This is a genomic window from Providencia sp. 2024EL-00732 (assembly GCF_044006275.1).
GTDB classification, from domain to species: Bacteria; Pseudomonadota; Gammaproteobacteria; order Enterobacterales; family Enterobacteriaceae; genus Providencia; species Providencia huashanensis.
Genome location: NZ_JBIPDG010000004.1, coordinates 1 through 15,688 on the forward strand (window position 1 = coordinate 1; position 15,688 = coordinate 15,688).

The window sequence follows — 15,688 nt, forward strand, 5'->3', positions numbered from 1 at the left end:
GCTTATAAGAAGCAGTAAATTGCCGAAAGGCGAAAAGAATAAGTGGAGCGGTAGTTCAGTTGGTTAGAATACCTGCCTGTCACGCAGGGGGTCGCGGGTTCGAGTCCCGTCCGTTCCGCCACTTAATCAAGCCCCGTGATGAAAATCACGGGGCTTTTTTACATATATGAACCGAAGAATGCTAATAATATTAAATAGTTAAATTAGGTGATATCAATTTCAAAATAGCGCTTTAAGGCTTTTTTGCCCGTTGATGTAAAACTTACTTCCCTATAGCCTTTTATTCTGTTTATCCATCCGTTTTGCTCAAATATTTTTAATAATTCAGCGCCAGCGACTCCACTCAGATGCATACTTCGTTCGCTCCAGTCTAAACATTCACACACCATTTTTTTTGTTGTCTTTATTGGTAATTTGATGCCTAGCTGTTTAAAACCGTCAATGCCAAATGTAGAAAGTTTGTTCTCTTCGATTAATATCCAGCCTCTTTTTTGCATAGATTGATAGATTTTTACTGCGATTTCTCCTGCTAGGTGGTTATAACAGGTGCGCGCTTTGCGTAAGGTAATAGGTGTGGTGGTGGGGTGTTGACTCTTCATTTTCATTGAAACCCCCATTAAAGTTTCAATTAGAGCTGCGATATCTGTACCAGCGAGGCGATAGTAGCGGTGTCGCCCTTGAGACAGATAGGTAATTAATTGACTATTTAACAATTTTGCCAGATGGGCACTGGCCGTTGAAGGTGTGACCCCTGCAACGGAACTTAACTCTGTTGCAGTCCAAGCCTTGCCATCCATTAGTGCACAAAGAATACTGACCCTTGAGGGGTCAGCAATTGCAGAGGCAACATTTGAAATTGAGCGTTCTAAGTGTTCATTTTCCTCGGTTAGGAGGTCTGGCTGGATTGATCTCACGGGGAACACTCCATTTTTTCGTGATTTTAATAGCGAGCTCATTGTTATCGGTTAATAGTATCAACCTATTGTTGTGATCACTATATTGCACAAGGATATTAATATGATAATGAGCGAGGTGTGCAGCTATTTTGCCAAGTTCTCCTGGGCAATCTTGATTGAGTTGACAAATTACAGGTTGTGAAATGCTTTCAAGCTGTAAACCTACGGAGAATAGAGCTTGATGAATATTTTCTGTGTGCTCAATTAAAAAATGTGCATGGCTTTTGCCCTCGACAGAAAAAACACCGCCACCTTCGAGGCTGATGCCATGTTGGCCTAATGTAGCGCCAAGTATCGCTAATTTGCCCGGTTGATTATCAAGGATCACATAAATATCATACATAAAGGTTAGTCTCTTTTATTTAATGAATAATCTCTGATAACTTGTGCTACCCGAATATGGTATTGTGAAAAAATGGTGCTTTTTCCTTCAAATTGAGCATGTTGGTGTTGCATATTGTTTTTCCATTCAATTATGGCTTCTTCATTTTCCCACCACGATAGAGACAAAATCTTCCCAGTGGTTGTTAGGCTTTGAAAACGCTCAATAGAAATAAATCCTTTAATATTTAGCAACTCTGACTTGAGTTCAGCGGCTAGCTGAAAGTAACGGCTTTGTTGTTCAGGAATTGGATTTGCTTCAAATAGTACTGCGATCATAAAACCCCCTTCAGTTAGAAAGCCTTAATATAGTCAATTTTTTTAGGGATGCTTCGATAGAGAACGAAATGTATAAGATAGTGAAGAGGGGGCATCCGGTAAGGAATGATTTAGTGAAAGGGGACGATAAAGATGAAACCAAAGATTATTTAAATGATTGATATAAGCTATATCCTGCTACAGCTTCAGCAACGTCATAAGTAAAATCATGCCAGCTCCAACCTGTTCCTTCTGGCCGACTATCATATAATTCTTTTGCAGCACCTAGTGAGACTGAAAATAAAATACCGAATTGTGCTGCGTCTCTATGTCGCATATTTTGCCTATCAGCATATGCATTTCCTGCTGCAGCCATTGCTGCGGAAAATGCGAAGTGTTGGGCTTTATCTTTGCCTTTCCAGTTATCATTAGACCAATGATAACCACTACACCCAGTGATTAACATTATGAATATACTAATAATGAATGGCTTAAACATAGTAGGTATCATCACCGAGTCAACGGCCATAAAAAGCGCCACTAAAGTGACGCTGACTTGGACTGGGGTTATAAAATCCGGCTAATTAGCCTATCCACACGTATTCGACGTAATCTGCGGATAAGTTTTTTTACTTTTACTGGGTAGGTTTGAATGCTATCAAGTTCCCGAAAATGGCCTACCACTTTTGTGTGCGTGCGGATGCACTCTAATTCGTGGCTACGTTGATCTTGTAATTCTTGTTTTGGATCGTGGATAAGCACTGCATTTTCAAGATCTAGCCCCCATGCCCGAGGATTCAAGTTATTACCTGTTATTAACTGCCACTGATTATCTACCCACATCCCTTTTAGATGATAGGTATTTTCACCATCTTTCCACAGCCTAACGGTCAGTTGTTGATTATCGATAAAACGTTGCAGACGGCTTACAAAGCGGCGCAGGTTTATCTCATAGAGATAAGGTAGTGCACCTATAATTTTAAATGGTTCTTCAGGTGGGATATAGAAATCATTAGCTGTCTTATCACCAATAATAATTTCGACTTGCTTACCCTCTCTTAGCAACCGACTAATAATTCTAACTAAAACTGCTGGTAGATTAAAATAGGGCGTACAAATTGTGAGCTTTTTATTGGTAGAGCCCATTAAATGAGTGATCACACGGTTTAAATCATTCTTTTTACCAAGACCGACAAATGGAGTTACGGATAGCTCATCGTTTGAGGCATTCCCGATAAATTGATAAGAAGAACCCCTTAATCCCAAACGAAATTGTTTGATTAAGTGTTTAAATTCAGCTGTTTTAGGGCGAGTTGTTGTATTTAGTAAATGAACAGCCTCGGCTTGTAATAACGAGTCATCAATAAATTTTTTCATTGATGCGGTAAGTTGGCTATTTTTGATCAAATGATACCGATCATAACGGTACTTATCATGACGTTGTAAGTAAACATCATTAATACTTGCACCGCTGTACAGTAAAGTATCATCAAACAAGAAACCTTTTAGGTGCAACACACCTAAGGCTTCCCTAGTATTAACAGGAATGCCATAGACTGGAATATCGATATTAGGATAATGCTGAGCAACGTCATAGTACCAATCGGCGTTAGTTGCATTTGCTGCAACGCCTATTCTGCCACGTTGAGCACGGTGCCAGTCTACGAGAATTTTGATATCCAATGATGTATTAGCTTGTTTTGCAGCATATAACGCATGAAGTACGTCTTTGCCTGCATCATCTTTCTCTAAATACAAAGCGGTTATGTAGATAGTATTTTGAGCCTGAGAAATTTGTTTCAGCAGTTCATCACGAAAATCTTCTGTCTTATATAGCGTTTTTACATCAGCAATTTCTTGAGACAGTTTAGGTAAACTAACCAAATATTGTTGATGTTTTGCTTGTTTTAATTTTGACAACATCACAGTGTGAATTTTCTCTTATTAGTCCAATAGCAAATCGCTTTACGCACATTTTCAAGCGAATGATCTATGGATGATAGCATATTTAGCCAAACCATTTAGTACAAATTAACAGCCTGTTTAATTACCATACAAGTTATGTAGTTATACCCAGTTTTTTTACAGATAGAGTGTTAGGTTTACGACCCCATCCTCAAACTGAACATCAATTTCAAAGCCTAATTTTTTTGCCAAGCTGATCATATTTCTATTTTCAGGCATGGTTATTGCCGTCAATTTTTTTATACCGTGGTTACGGGTGTAATTAAGCAGCTTTTGCATTAGCTGGTAACCAAGAGTTTGCCCTTTCATATCTGAGCGCACTAATACAGCAAATTCAGCTTCTTGGTTATCTGGATCGGCCATTGCACGGGTAACGCCAATAATCTCAGGATTAGAACCTTGGTTTTTGACGGCCACGAAAGCCATTTCTCTGTCGTAATCAATTTGAGTCATGTTTGCGAGATCATCATGGGTGAATTCGCTGATCTCGCTAAAATAACGATAGTAAAGATCTTCTTTGGTGACTTGTTCGATAAAGGACTTCAGTAATGGTTCGTCTTCAGGAAGAATAGGCCGTAGCAGGCAGGTTAGGTCTTCTTTTAAGGCGATAGTTTCTTCGAGTTCGCTCGGATAAGGGCGAATAGCAAGCCTCGATGTTGTTGCACTATCTGTTGGACTTAATGTCATAGAGACATCAAGCAAGGTAAATTCGTCACCTGAAGCTAACAATGGATGAATGTCTAAACGTGTAATATTCGGGCAATCAATAATTAGATTTGAAACACGGACCAATAAGCTAGATAGCCCTAGTATATTTAAAGGTTCTAGGGCACTTCTGGATTTGATTTTATATCCTTTAATTGCATTGATTACCAGATAACGGGCCAAAGCCATATTAAGTGGCGGCAAGGCGACGGCTGCTTGGCTTTCTTGTTGCCATTCAATACCGCCTTCTCCTAACATAATTAAGGGACCAAATACGGGGTCTAATTCAACAGCAATTCTTAGCTCTTGGGCCCCAGCTCGGTTTGCCATACTTTGTACCAGTAACCCTTCAATGCGTGCATTAGGGAAATTAGTGGAAACACGCTCAATAATTGCTTTTGCGGCATCCTCGACTTCTTTCGCATTACGTAAATAAAGCATAACCCCCTGTACTTCAGATTTATGGACAATATCTGGAGAACGTAGTTTTAATGCAACGGGATAACCAATTTTTTCTGCAATTTCAATGGCCTCATCACTTGAATGGGCAATCCATGTTGGAAGGCTGTTTAAGCCATATGCCTTTAAGATAGGCTGGACTTCATGGGTATCTAAATGAAGGTTGTTGTTAGTTAATGCTTGTTGGATGTATTCATGAGCTTGCTGAGTGTTTGCCGTAATACCCACAGGGAGCGCTGGAGTTTCTTTGAGTTGTTTTTGATTACGGCGGTATTCCACCATATGCATATAGGCGGTAATAGCCCCTTCAGGAGTACGATAAGTTGGAATACCAGCTTCACTGAAAAGTCGGCGTGATTCTTGAGATGAATATTCGCCGCACCAATTGGTTAGGATGGTTAGCCATTTCCCCCTAGGGTGCTGCTTTATGGCCTTAATAATTTTTTCTGCCATTATTTTGCTTTCAGTGATCGCACTCGGTGTGTGGATCAATAACAAAGCATCGTGGTCGTGGCTATCAAGCATTTTATTTAGCACATTGATGTAGCGTTCAACTGTTGAGTCATCCCCTAAGTCGATAGGATTTTGCGTTGATAAATCAAGAGGCAATAAAGAGCTTAATTCATTTTCGGTTTCAATACTTAGCTTAGCCAGCTTACCATTGCGTAACAGTAGTTCATCTAATGCCATCGCTGCGGGTGCTGAACCATTGCTCATGATAGACAGGCGTTCCCCCCGTAATGGCGTCATATAACTTAATGTTTCTACGGCGGAAAACATTTCATGAGTGTCTTGTACACGTAAAAGCCCTGCCCGTTGGATAGCCGCATCATAGGCGGCGTCTAAGCTAGGTTTATCACCGAGTAGTTCTTGTGCTTTACGCGTACGACCACTTTTTATGACTAAAATTGGCTTATTACGTGATGCACTACGAGATGAAGACAAAAAGCGCCTTGCATCACTGATGTTTTCAAGATAAAGCAAAATAGCACTTGTTTTACTGTCCCGAGCTAAGTAATCCAATAAGTCATCGATATCGATATCGATGCTATCACCAAGGGCAATAAAGTAGGAAAAACCGATTTCTCTGTGCCTTGCCCAGTCAAGAACAGTGTTTGAGACCGCGGCAGATTGAGAGATAAAGGCGAGTTTTCCTTTTAAAATTGGAATAGGTGAAAAACTGGCATTTAGCCCTTGCCATGGGGCAAGGAAGCCTAAGCTATTTGGGCCAAGTAACCGCATTTGGTACTGTTGAGCAACTTTTTTAAGTTCATTAAATTGAATAGAAGGGGATGATAAAACAATCACAACCTTACAACCAACAGCACCTAATTGATGCAAACAATCGATATTCCGTGAGTAATGAGTGCAAATTACAGCAAGATCAGGTTTAAGAGGGAGTTCATCAACTGATGGATAAGCAAATACACCAAGTACTGAATGACGGTTTGGGTTAACAGGAAGGATTGGCCCTTTGAAGCCACTGGTTAGGAGATTTTTCATCATCACCGAACCTGCACGGTTCGGATTTTCAGATGCCCCAATAACAACAATAGACTTTGGTCTGAATAAAGATTCTAGCTGACTCACTAAACCCATGATTGGTAACCTTCCGTTTTGCTGGAACGAACTAAAAGCTCAATAGATAAAATAGGCTGAGTAATACTTATGAATACTATGCCCTAACTTTGACTTTGCGCTAGTTTATCCTGCCAATTTAATTAATTTATACAAGCACGTTCACGTTTTATGATGATGATGGTCCGAAAGTTAAAATTTCTTGGTACTACGTGCGTAAAATAAATTAAAAAATTACCCAAAAATAGTTAGAGCGAGGTTTCATTTAGCATCATTTGTGCCATTGGATGGTGAGGTTTACCTTCAAGATATTTGTGGCGAAATAGGTTGAAGTGGCTGAACAATTGTTGAGATGCGTTGGTATCCCCAGCTAATTCTAAAACTGTTGCAGCAACTTCCGCTGTACAGTGTTGTTCTTCCCTTGATGGCGTCCGTAATAAATAATCAGTTCTTGCTTTGGTATTGATTGAAAGCATTGGAAGATTATTGAGATAAGGGCTTTTTCGAAACATTTTACGGGCTTCAGGCCAAGTGCCATCCAATAAAATAAACAACGGGGGTTTTTCAGAGATATTTGGTTGATTTACCACGGTGCGTTCACTTTCAGCGTAGCTCTCTGGAAAAATAAGATATGGTTGTTTTGTGGTGTCTTGTAATATAGCTAATAACTGCGCGTCCGGTTCAGTCCTTGACCATTGGAATGCGAGGGTATTAGGCAAAATATCTGCAATCAATTTCCCAGTATTACTTGGTTTAAATACTTCGCCATCAAACATAATTAAGCAAAATTGGCTTTTTGCTTGTGATGATACCGTATCTTTGCATAAGCATTGTGGAACAGGTAACAAGCAATATTCACAGCGTTTTACTCGACAACCTCTGGCTTTAAAAGGCTTAGTTGATAATGCAAGGCGCTGCTGGCGAAGGTGATAAACTGCATTCGGGGTCATGGTTAATTAAGGTTTTTAGGGGATTTAAAATGAGGGGCTTATTGTACGCAAAACGATTTCTATACGATAGAAGTATATTCAATAAGTTTTCGGTGAGATAATAGCGTGAATCGGTGGCGTAGCCTTGCAACATCATGTAATCTTCGCGCCATAGCTTAGTAGGGGATAGTGATGAACGACTCGAATGAATTTAGTGGTAAAAACGGCAAAGTAAAAGTGATGTATGTCCGTAGTGAAGAAGCGGACAACAATAAAAATAATGATAAACGCCGTGGTGGTCGTGACGGAGGGCGTGACGATAGACGTGGTAATGATAAACGCAGTAATGACCGACGTGATGGAAGAAATGACCGTGGTGGGCGCCCTAATCGTCCGGAGCGTCGTTCTGATAGCCGCGATGATGTATCTCGTGAGCGTTCACCATGGCGCACTGTTTCTAAACCAGATAGCGAAGAACTGGTTAACGACCATGGTGGAATTGCGGGTAAAAGCCAAATAGACCCGGAGCAATTACGTAAGCAACGTCAGGAAGAAACGCGTATCTATGGTGAAAACGCATGCCAAGCTATGTTTAAGAACCGGCCTGATGCGATTGTTCGTGCGTGGTTCTTACAATCTGTGACGCCACGTTTTCGTGATGCATTAAAATGGATGGCGGCAAACCGTAAAGCTTACCATGTTGTTGATGATGAAGAGTTATCAAAGGCATCGGGCACTGAACACCATGGTGGTGTCTGTTTTATCATCAAAAAGCGTGGTGGAATGAGCGCAGATGCTTATATACAGCAAGCGGCAGAGAAAGATTGTGTATTAGCACTAGAAGATGTAGGTAACCCACATAACCTAGGCGGAATGATGCGTAGCTGTGCCCACTTCGGTGTGAAAGGCGTTATTTTGCAAGATGCTGGCATGCTAGAGTCTGGTGCAGCAATTCGTACCGCAGAAGGCGGCGCTGAGCATATTAAAGCGATTGATGCTGACGGTTTAACCTCAACGTTGGATAAATTTCGTCAAGCAGGTTATACCATTGTGACTACCTCTAGCCATAAAGGAAGCCAAGATTTAGCGAAAGCTAAGTTACCCGCTAAAATGGTCTTAGTATTAGGCCAAGAAAGTGATGGCTTAAGTGATAGCACGTGGGATCAAGGGGATATGAGTCTGTATATTGGCGGTACAGGTAAAGTAGAAAGCTTGAACGTGTCTGTTGCAACTGGAATTATGTTGGCGCAATGGTGGCAGCAAAACCAAGTTAAGTAATAGCGCACTGAGTAAAAATTAAATCCAGGCTAGCTAAATGTAAAGCTAGTTCTGGATTTACATTTAGCTCGTATAAAGTGAGAGCTAACTTAACAATTTATTGATTCAATAAATTCTAAATATTGGGTCATTTGTTTATCCGTAATATTCCCTTCAGGTGATAATTCAGTTAGTCCTTTTTCGTCATATGTTTCGGTACCATAAAACCCAAAAAAGCCGCCCCATTTAGCATTAATGTATAAGACGGTAACTTCGAACGGCCGCAATATCTCAGCGAGTGTATACTGATATTTTCCTTCAGCATGGTAGTCCTCATCCCTAATTCCAGCGGTAACGGCTAAAGCGATCGTTTTTTCTTTCAGTCTGTCGTGACTTTGTGAACCATATGCCCACCCATAAGTAAATACATCGTCTAGCCATTTTTTAAGTAATGGCGGAGAGTTAAACCAATAAATAGGAAATTGTAAGATCACATTGTCATGGGCTTCAATTAGCGCTTGCTCTCTAGCAACATCAATATTCCAATCTGGATAAGCTTCATAAATATTATGGATCGTAAAGTCATTGGTTTGTTTGGCGGCTTGTTCTAATAGATGACGATTAATAACAGAGTTTTGCATATTAGGATGAGCGACGACGATTAAAGTTTTCACTAAATTATTCCTTTGTTTGAAAGTATTGACAGTATAAAATCCAATTTCAAAAAAGAAAATACGCACACTGACGACACATACTTACCTAAAGGATAGTGATAATATGAAAAATAGAGAGGAAATATTATGTGCTTTGAGTGGTATTAACCCGCAAGAAACTGGCTTCGGGTATACGCTTTCCGTTATCAATGGCAAATATAAAATGATCATTTTGTATTGGTTAGCCCAACATAAAGAAGTGATCCGTTTTAATGAGTTACAACGTTGTATCGGAACGATTACTTACAAGACATTAAGTTCGACGCTTAAAGAGTTAGAAAAAGATGGTTTAGTATTTAGAGAGGAATACCCTCAAATCCCCCCTAAAGTAGAATATAGTTTAACTCCCCGAGGAAAAACGTTAATTCCAGTTCTCAATATGATGTGTGAGTGGGGGGAACAAATACGTGACGAAATAGCAAATTAAAAGTCATGCGGGCTTAACTTCTATTATGGGGGGTATTTTTAGCAATAGCCGATTAATTATTTATGGCTTAATGAGTTTCACTCGTTGAGTTGTTATTGCGCTATAAGCCTATGACTGAGCAAATATGTAATATTTTTTGTATAAAGAATATTATTTATGCAATAAGCAAACTAGCTCAGTTAATTTAGGGGCTAAAAATTCCTCTTCGGAATAATTACATGAATAAGCTTCTAGTAAATGATTTGCGAATTGAATAAGGTCTAAGCGGGTTAATGGTGTTACTTTTGTCACGATTTTATAAGCTGCAGAAATTTCATTTAAACTGATGCAGTATTCATAATAGCCTGTTTCGATGGCTTGAGTAACTTCTTGTGGAATACAAGTAAAATCAAGGTCATCAACTTCAAGTTTTAGCTGCAGATAAGCCTGAACATCGTCCAATATATCGAAAGGGTAAATTTCTTGGTATTGATTGACATAGCAAATAAGTTTTTTGCGGTATTGCTCTGCTTGGAAGTCATCTAAGGTGTTGATCAGTTCTACTAGCTGGCTATTTTCAACCCATGATTTCATGATAATTTACCTGAGCAATCTGATTAGTGAATTAGTGTATTGGTTAGAAAGGCGATAAGCAAAAAAATAACCCCACATAAAAAGTGGGGCTAGGATGATAAAGCGGGGGCTAATGTGCACCACCACCTTTTGAACCTGCACCGAATGGGGGTTTTGCAAACCAAACAATGACCATTAATAAGATAAAAATCCCTGCGGATAACCAAAAGATCTCATTTGCGGAGATAATAAGCCCTTGGTCTGTAATGGTTTTCGCTAAATATGCAGCACTTTGTTGCTCATTCAAACCAATCTTTGCCAGTTCATGATACATATATTGGGCATTAGGGTTGTAAGGGTTGACAAACTCTGTGAGGTTTTCATGGTGCATTGATTCCCTTTGTGTCCACATCGTGGTAGTAATCGATGTTCCTATTGCCCCTGCTAATGTACGGGTAAAGTTGGATAGGCTGGATGCTGAAGCCATTTTCTCAGGCGGTAGGCCTGATAAGGTAATGGTTGTTAGTGGCATAAAGAAACAGGCGATGGCTAGGCCTTGTACAAATTGTGGCCATGCTGCTGCTGCGAAACTCATATCCGGTTCAAAGGTATAAGCTCGCCAATAGTAACAAACAGCATAGATAATAAAGCTGAATGTAACCAGATAGCGCATGTCAATTCGGTTACCAAAACGACCAATTATTGGGGTAATTAACAAGGGTAATAAACCAACGGGTGCAGAAGCCAAGCCTGCCCATGTTGCGGTATAGCCGTAAACCTCCTGCAATAATTGGGGCAGTAATACAATGGTCCCAAAATATAGCATGTAAGCGAGGCTTAGGGATAAGCAGCCAATAGTAAAATTCCGTTCTTTAAATAGTGAAAGGTCAATTACGGGGTGTTCATCCGTGAGCTCCCATACGATCAGGAAAGCAATAGCAACAACGGCAATTATGGTCAAAACAATAATTTCGGTAGAGTTAAACCAATCGAGTTCTTTGCCTTGGTCAAGCATGATTTGTAATGCGCCAATCCCTACTACAAGCAATACTAAACCAATAGTATCAATGCGTTGTATCGATATTTTTGTTTCACGACCTTTTAGTGTTTTCATGATGGCAAAAATAATCGCGATACTAAATGGTACGTTGATAAAAAATATCCAGCCCCAATGATAGTTGTCACTAATGTACCCACCAAGAATTGGCCCGCAAATAGGCGCAATGACAATGGTCATTGACCAAAGAGCTAATGCCATATTTCGCTTAGCTGGTGGGTAGTTATTAAGAAGCAGGCTCTGAGATAATGGGATCAGTGGTCCTGCAACTAAGCCTTGCAATACACGGAATAAAATTAGCATTTCTAAACTACTAGAAATGCCACATAGCCATGAAGTTAAAGCAAATAGCCCTGTCGACCACAAAAATAACCTTACTTCGCCTATCCGGCGAGCTAGCCAGCCAGTGATTGGAATTGAAATTGCATTAGCGACACCAAAGGAGGTAATTACCCAAGTTCCCTGTGAGTTAGAAGCACCTAAGTTACCCGCAATAGTTGGGATCGCTACGTTAGCAATCGTAGAGTCAAGTACTTGCATAAAGGTTGCCAATGAAAGGGCAATAGTCATCCAAGCAAGTTTTGATCCTGTTAACGGTGCTGGCGTCACGGTTGCTCCCTCACTTATTTATTCCCTGAGTTATTATTAATTATCTCAGTAACTATTTTATCGGCAGGTGACATATCAACGGCTAATGCTGCAGTGTGGTATGCAGGTGTATCGCGCATGCCTTTAGAAAGTACTTTGCCATCTTTATTTAAAGTATCGACGGTCACTTCAGTTGATAACCCTATGCGCAGGGGATGCTCTTCAACTTGATTAGCATCTAAGGCGATACGAACGGGGAGACGTTGTACGACTTTGATCCAATTACCGCTCGCATTTTGTGCAGGGAGTAATGAAAATGCACTTCCTGTCCCCATATCTAAACCGACGACGGTTCCATTGAAAACAATATCTTTACCGTAGAAATCAGTGGTGACCTTTGCAGTTTGGCCAATACGCATATCCGCAAGTTGAGTTTCTTTAAAATTAGCGTCAATCCACATGCCACTAGAAGGGACGATAGCCATTAATGGTGTTGAAGGCGTAATCTGTGAACCTACTTGTACACTGCGGCGGGAAACATAACCATCGACGGGGCTGACGATTTTAGTTCGTTGTAAGGTTAACCAAGCGTTTCTCACTTGTGTTGCGGCTTGTTCTACAGCGGGTTGTTTTGCTATTGGGGTGTTAAGAACAATGGCTTGATTGGCATTGTACTGTTCAATTGCCATATCTAATGCGGCTTTTGCACTGACGACAGCCTCTCTGGCATGTTGTAGTTCTTCTTTGCCGATAACATTGCTACTACCTAGAACTTCTCTGCGTTTTAAATCATTTTGTAATCGGTTAAGTTCTGAACGCTTAACGGCAATGTTCGCTTGCAATTGGCGGCTGTTAATTATGTGTTGGCGTGTTTGGCGCACACTATTGGCAAGTTCTGTTTTTGCTTTTTCAAGTGCTATTTCTGCATCCCTAGGGTCGAGCGTGACTAGCGTGGTCCCACTTTTGACGAAGTCAGTGTTATCAACATTGACCGTCATGACACTTCCAGAAACTTGAGATTGAATTTGTACTTGGTTACCTGCGACATATGCATTGTCTGTAGACTCATAATGACGAAGTACGAGATACCAGTAAACAGCCCAGCCAACGCCAATAGCAATAAAAATAATGGTTAAAAACACGAGCGCATTTCTACGTTGTCTTTTTTTATTTGGTTGGGGAGTCTGCGTTTGTTGCATTTCCTCAGGGGAACTCATACTCATATTCTCCATGTTCGATGGATAGGGATCACAATTGTTTCCAGTAGTTAGGGATTAACCACTGGAAACTAAGACTACAAATGATTTTGCTGCTCGATGGGATATCGCAAAGCATAAGAATGAAAGGATAACGAAATATTGTTAGCTGAAAAGTTTTTTTTCACCTTTGAGCGTAAGAATGCCTCAAATACATTAACCCTACAAAGATCATGGTTAATCTTTTATCGTATCCAGTTTGGTCAGTAATTTACGCATCAGCATATCCAGCTGTTGTTTTTCATTAGCATCCAAAACAGACCAAATATCAATAAGGGCGCCATGCTGAGGTGGCAATAAACCATTTAAGAATTCAGTTCCTTTCTCAGTCAAATGCAAGTGTAGGCAACGTCTGTCGTTATGGCTTTCTTTACGTTCAATCCAACCATTTTTTTCAAGCTCATCGGCTATGCGTGTGGCGTTGGTTCGTGAGGAACCGAGTGCTGCACTAAGTTCAGAGGGCTGGATACTACGGGAGTCTTTTGTATCAAGGATCATTAATGCCATGAATAAAGTTTCATTAATACCTTGAGCTCTTAACATGTTATTACGTGATTCAAGTAGCTTGCCATGAACATGCATACATAGGCGTGTTAAGAGAATTTCTTGATACGGAATCGGTGCTTCATGTGAATCTTGCTGTGCAACACGAGCGTTTAGTAGTTCTTCAGTCGGTGTAAATGAACTTTCCATTATTTGGATACCTTATTAGTTTCAGTTGGTAAGATTACAACTGTCATCAACCACCTAAATGGTATATTAAAAGATAGAATTAGCAATTATACTTACTTAATACCGTCGATTTTATTTTGATTATGATACATCATTCATAAATTTTATGAATGTAATTTACAGGTTTCAGTATAGCGTAACCAATCATTTTTGCTTTTTTAGACATGATTGGTTATGAAGCAACCAAAAATAAATCGATTTAGGCACTAAATATAATCATATAAAACAATATATAATCACATCACATTAACTCAATACCACTTTTTTTATTACTCAATAATTACAAGTTAGATGGAACATTTTAATTATTACGTATAAATACCGAGTTTTGTTTAATTTATATATTATTCTATGTGTTAATAATTGCCACAACTAACTATTAGTATACCTTTTAATTAAGATATAGTATTTGTTTAACAGTGTCATTTGCTAACTTTCGCCTTAGTTATTATAACAAATAAAACTATTTAATGAATATATGAATATTTATTAATTCAATATTCAAAATATTTATTTGATAAACTTATAGGGTATCACTTTGATATGTTAGGTTTGTTTATGTGTTAAAGCACTGCAGCTAGCATTTTGTCTGAAATGTTAGCTGCGTTTTTATCTGCAGAAACGTTATTGATCCTGCGCGGTGATGGTAGGGTCAAAACGAATACCAATTGCCCAAATAATTAAACTGATTGCAGTTAAGATAACACCGGAAATGGCTACGCCTTCCCATCCTGCATGTTCATAAGCATAACCCGAAAGTAGTGAGCCTAGCGCTCCACCAATAAAATAACTGGTCATATAACCGGCAGTAAGCCGATTACGAGCCTCTGGTAAAATACGGTATAACGTACTTTGACTTGTTACGTGAACAGCTTGTACTGCAAGGTCGAGAACTAAGACGCCAATAATAAATGCAACGAGAGAGTGTTTAGCTAACCCTATAGGTATCCACGATAACAACAACAAAACGAGCCCAATTGTGGTCAGGAGTTTGCCTTTCCCTTTATCAACAAGATGTCCTGCCTGAGATGCCATGAATGCTCCAGCAGCCCCAACCAGACCAAATAAGCCAATAGTGCCTTCAGAGTAATTAAACGGTGGGCTTGCCAATAAAAAAGCCATCGCTGTCCATAGTAAACCAAAATTAGCAAATGAAAGTGCTCCGAGCGAGGCTCTTACGGCAAGCACGGGAGTACCAAAAAATAAGCGACCGATAGAGCCAAGTAACTGAAAATAGTTCAGATTGGTTTTTTGGTGATAGCGAGGCAATTTGATGGCTAGCACAATCATCAATAGGATCAATAAAGCGAAAGCTACCCAATAGATAGCTCTCCAGCCACCCACCATGGCGACAGCCCCTGAAACTGTCCTTGCAAGTAAAATTCCAAGCAGTAACCCACTCATAATGATACCAACCGCTTTACCGCGTTGATGTGGTTTGGCGATAGATGCTGCTAGTGGAATAAGTACTTGAGCGACCACTGAAAATAAACCAGTGAGAGCTGTACCTAATAATATTTGCCATACATGATTTGATAAAGCTGTAATTAGGAGACCTAACGCGGAAAGAAAGGTCATAACCAAAATTAAGCGTTTACGTTCAAATAAATCCCCTAAAGGGACTAAAAATAGTAAACCAGCAGCGTACCCCAACTGGGCAGCGGTCACAATAAACCCAGCCATATTGGTGGTAAGGTTAAATTGCTCGGCAATAGTCTCTAACAGAGGTTGAGCATAGTAATTACTAGCGACAACTAAACCTGTCGAAATTGCCATTAAAATGGTTAGGCCAGTAGTGAGTTCAGCCGTTTGTGGTTGTTTCATTTTTTATTACCAATCATCAATTAGGCAAATACTATAAACAAAATTCAAAAG

15 protein-coding genes and 1 tRNA gene are annotated in these 15,688 nt (G+C 39.8%); 3 read left to right on the forward strand and 13 right to left on the reverse strand.

Annotated elements, in window-relative coordinates:
* The first annotated feature begins 44 nt into the window (after nt 1–44).
* Nucleotides 45–121 (forward strand) — tRNA-Asp (locus ACHB7C_RS08305).
* Nucleotides 122–203: 82 nt separating this feature from the next.
* Here the strand turns inward: ACHB7C_RS08305 and ACHB7C_RS08310 are convergent.
* The 7 genes from ACHB7C_RS08310 to ACHB7C_RS08340 all read right to left on the reverse strand — a co-directional run bounded on the left by ACHB7C_RS08310 (nt 204) and on the right by ACHB7C_RS08340 (nt 7,252).
* Entirely contained in the window at nt 204–914 is a 711-nt protein-coding gene (locus tag ACHB7C_RS08310) for an ArsR/SmtB family transcription factor (RefSeq protein ID WP_395347002.1), read from the reverse strand.
* A complete protein-coding gene (locus ACHB7C_RS08315; RefSeq protein WP_042848415.1) occupies nt 874–1,299 on the reverse strand; it encodes an amino acid-binding protein in 426 nt (141 codons plus the stop codon). Before ACHB7C_RS08315 ends, ACHB7C_RS08310 begins: the two co-directional genes overlap by 41 nt.
* 5 nt (nt 1,300–1,304) lie before the next feature.
* Nucleotides 1,305–1,616, reverse strand: a complete 312-nt coding sequence (locus ACHB7C_RS08320) for an antibiotic biosynthesis monooxygenase (protein WP_042848413.1) — start codon at nt 1,614–1,616, stop codon at nt 1,305–1,307.
* 145 nt (nt 1,617–1,761) lie between these two features.
* The gene (locus ACHB7C_RS08325; protein ID WP_395347210.1) at nt 1,762–2,094 is read right to left on the reverse strand and encodes a YfiM family lipoprotein; all 333 of its coding nucleotides are present in this window, start codon (nt 2,092–2,094) and stop codon (nt 1,762–1,764) included.
* A gap of 68 nt (nt 2,095–2,162) precedes the next feature.
* The gene (pssA, locus tag ACHB7C_RS08330; protein ID WP_042848412.1) at nt 2,163–3,518 is read right to left on the reverse strand and encodes a CDP-diacylglycerol--serine O-phosphatidyltransferase; all 1,356 of its coding nucleotides are present in this window, start codon (nt 3,516–3,518) and stop codon (nt 2,163–2,165) included.
* A gap of 159 nt (nt 3,519–3,677) precedes the next feature.
* Nucleotides 3,678–6,323 carry a bifunctional acetate--CoA ligase family protein/GNAT family N-acetyltransferase gene (locus ACHB7C_RS08335; protein ID WP_048606336.1) on the reverse strand — a complete coding sequence of 882 codons (2,646 nt, stop codon included), beginning with the start codon at nt 6,321–6,323 and terminating at the stop codon, nt 3,678–3,680.
* A gap of 227 nt (nt 6,324–6,550) precedes the next feature.
* Nucleotides 6,551–7,252: a tRNA-uridine aminocarboxypropyltransferase gene (locus ACHB7C_RS08340; RefSeq protein ID WP_042848409.1), complete on the reverse strand. Its 702-nt coding sequence runs from the start codon at nt 7,250–7,252 to the stop codon at nt 6,551–6,553.
* A 171-nt stretch (nt 7,253–7,423) separates the two neighbouring features.
* On the opposite strand from ACHB7C_RS08340, the gene ACHB7C_RS08345 reads away from it, so the two are divergent.
* Nucleotides 7,424–8,509, forward strand: a complete 1,086-nt coding sequence (locus ACHB7C_RS08345; RefSeq protein WP_131680476.1) for a tRNA/rRNA methyltransferase — start codon at nt 7,424–7,426, stop codon at nt 8,507–8,509.
* Between the two features lie 89 nt (nt 8,510–8,598).
* Here ACHB7C_RS08345 and ACHB7C_RS08350 read toward each other — a convergent pair whose 3' ends face one another.
* Nucleotides 8,599–9,162, reverse strand: coding sequence for an NAD(P)H-dependent oxidoreductase (locus ACHB7C_RS08350; RefSeq protein ID WP_395347006.1), 564 nt, complete (start codon nt 9,160–9,162; stop codon nt 8,599–8,601).
* A 103-nt stretch (nt 9,163–9,265) separates the two neighbouring features.
* On the opposite strand from ACHB7C_RS08350, the gene ACHB7C_RS08355 reads away from it, so the two are divergent.
* Nucleotides 9,266–9,628: a helix-turn-helix domain-containing protein gene (locus tag ACHB7C_RS08355; RefSeq protein ID WP_042848404.1), complete on the forward strand. Its 363-nt coding sequence runs from the start codon at nt 9,266–9,268 to the stop codon at nt 9,626–9,628.
* Nucleotides 9,629–9,778: 150 nt separating this feature from the next.
* Here the strand turns inward: ACHB7C_RS08355 and ACHB7C_RS08360 are convergent, their stop codons facing one another.
* From ACHB7C_RS08360 to ACHB7C_RS08380, 5 genes are all read right to left on the reverse strand, one after another.
* Entirely contained in the window at nt 9,779–10,201 is a 423-nt protein-coding gene (locus ACHB7C_RS08360; RefSeq protein WP_349488829.1) for a hypothetical protein, read from the reverse strand.
* A gap of 109 nt (nt 10,202–10,310) precedes the next feature.
* The gene (emrB, locus tag ACHB7C_RS08365; RefSeq protein WP_042848401.1) at nt 10,311–11,846 is read right to left on the reverse strand and encodes a multidrug efflux MFS transporter permease subunit EmrB; all 1,536 of its coding nucleotides are present in this window, start codon (nt 11,844–11,846) and stop codon (nt 10,311–10,313) included.
* Between the two features lie 14 nt (nt 11,847–11,860).
* Nucleotides 11,861–13,042 carry a multidrug efflux MFS transporter periplasmic adaptor subunit EmrA gene (gene emrA, locus ACHB7C_RS08370; protein ID WP_042848400.1) on the reverse strand — a complete coding sequence of 394 codons (1,182 nt, stop codon included), beginning with the start codon at nt 13,040–13,042 and terminating at the stop codon, nt 11,861–11,863.
* 216 nt (nt 13,043–13,258) lie between these two features.
* Entirely contained in the window at nt 13,259–13,774 is a 516-nt protein-coding gene (mprA, locus tag ACHB7C_RS08375; RefSeq protein WP_042848398.1) for a transcriptional repressor MprA, read from the reverse strand.
* Nucleotides 13,775–14,437: 663 nt separating this feature from the next.
* Nucleotides 14,438–15,637 (reverse strand): MFS transporter, encoded by a 1,200-nt coding sequence (locus tag ACHB7C_RS08380; protein WP_042848397.1) that lies wholly within the window; start codon nt 15,635–15,637, stop codon nt 14,438–14,440.
* Nucleotides 15,638–15,688 lie beyond the last annotated feature (51 nt).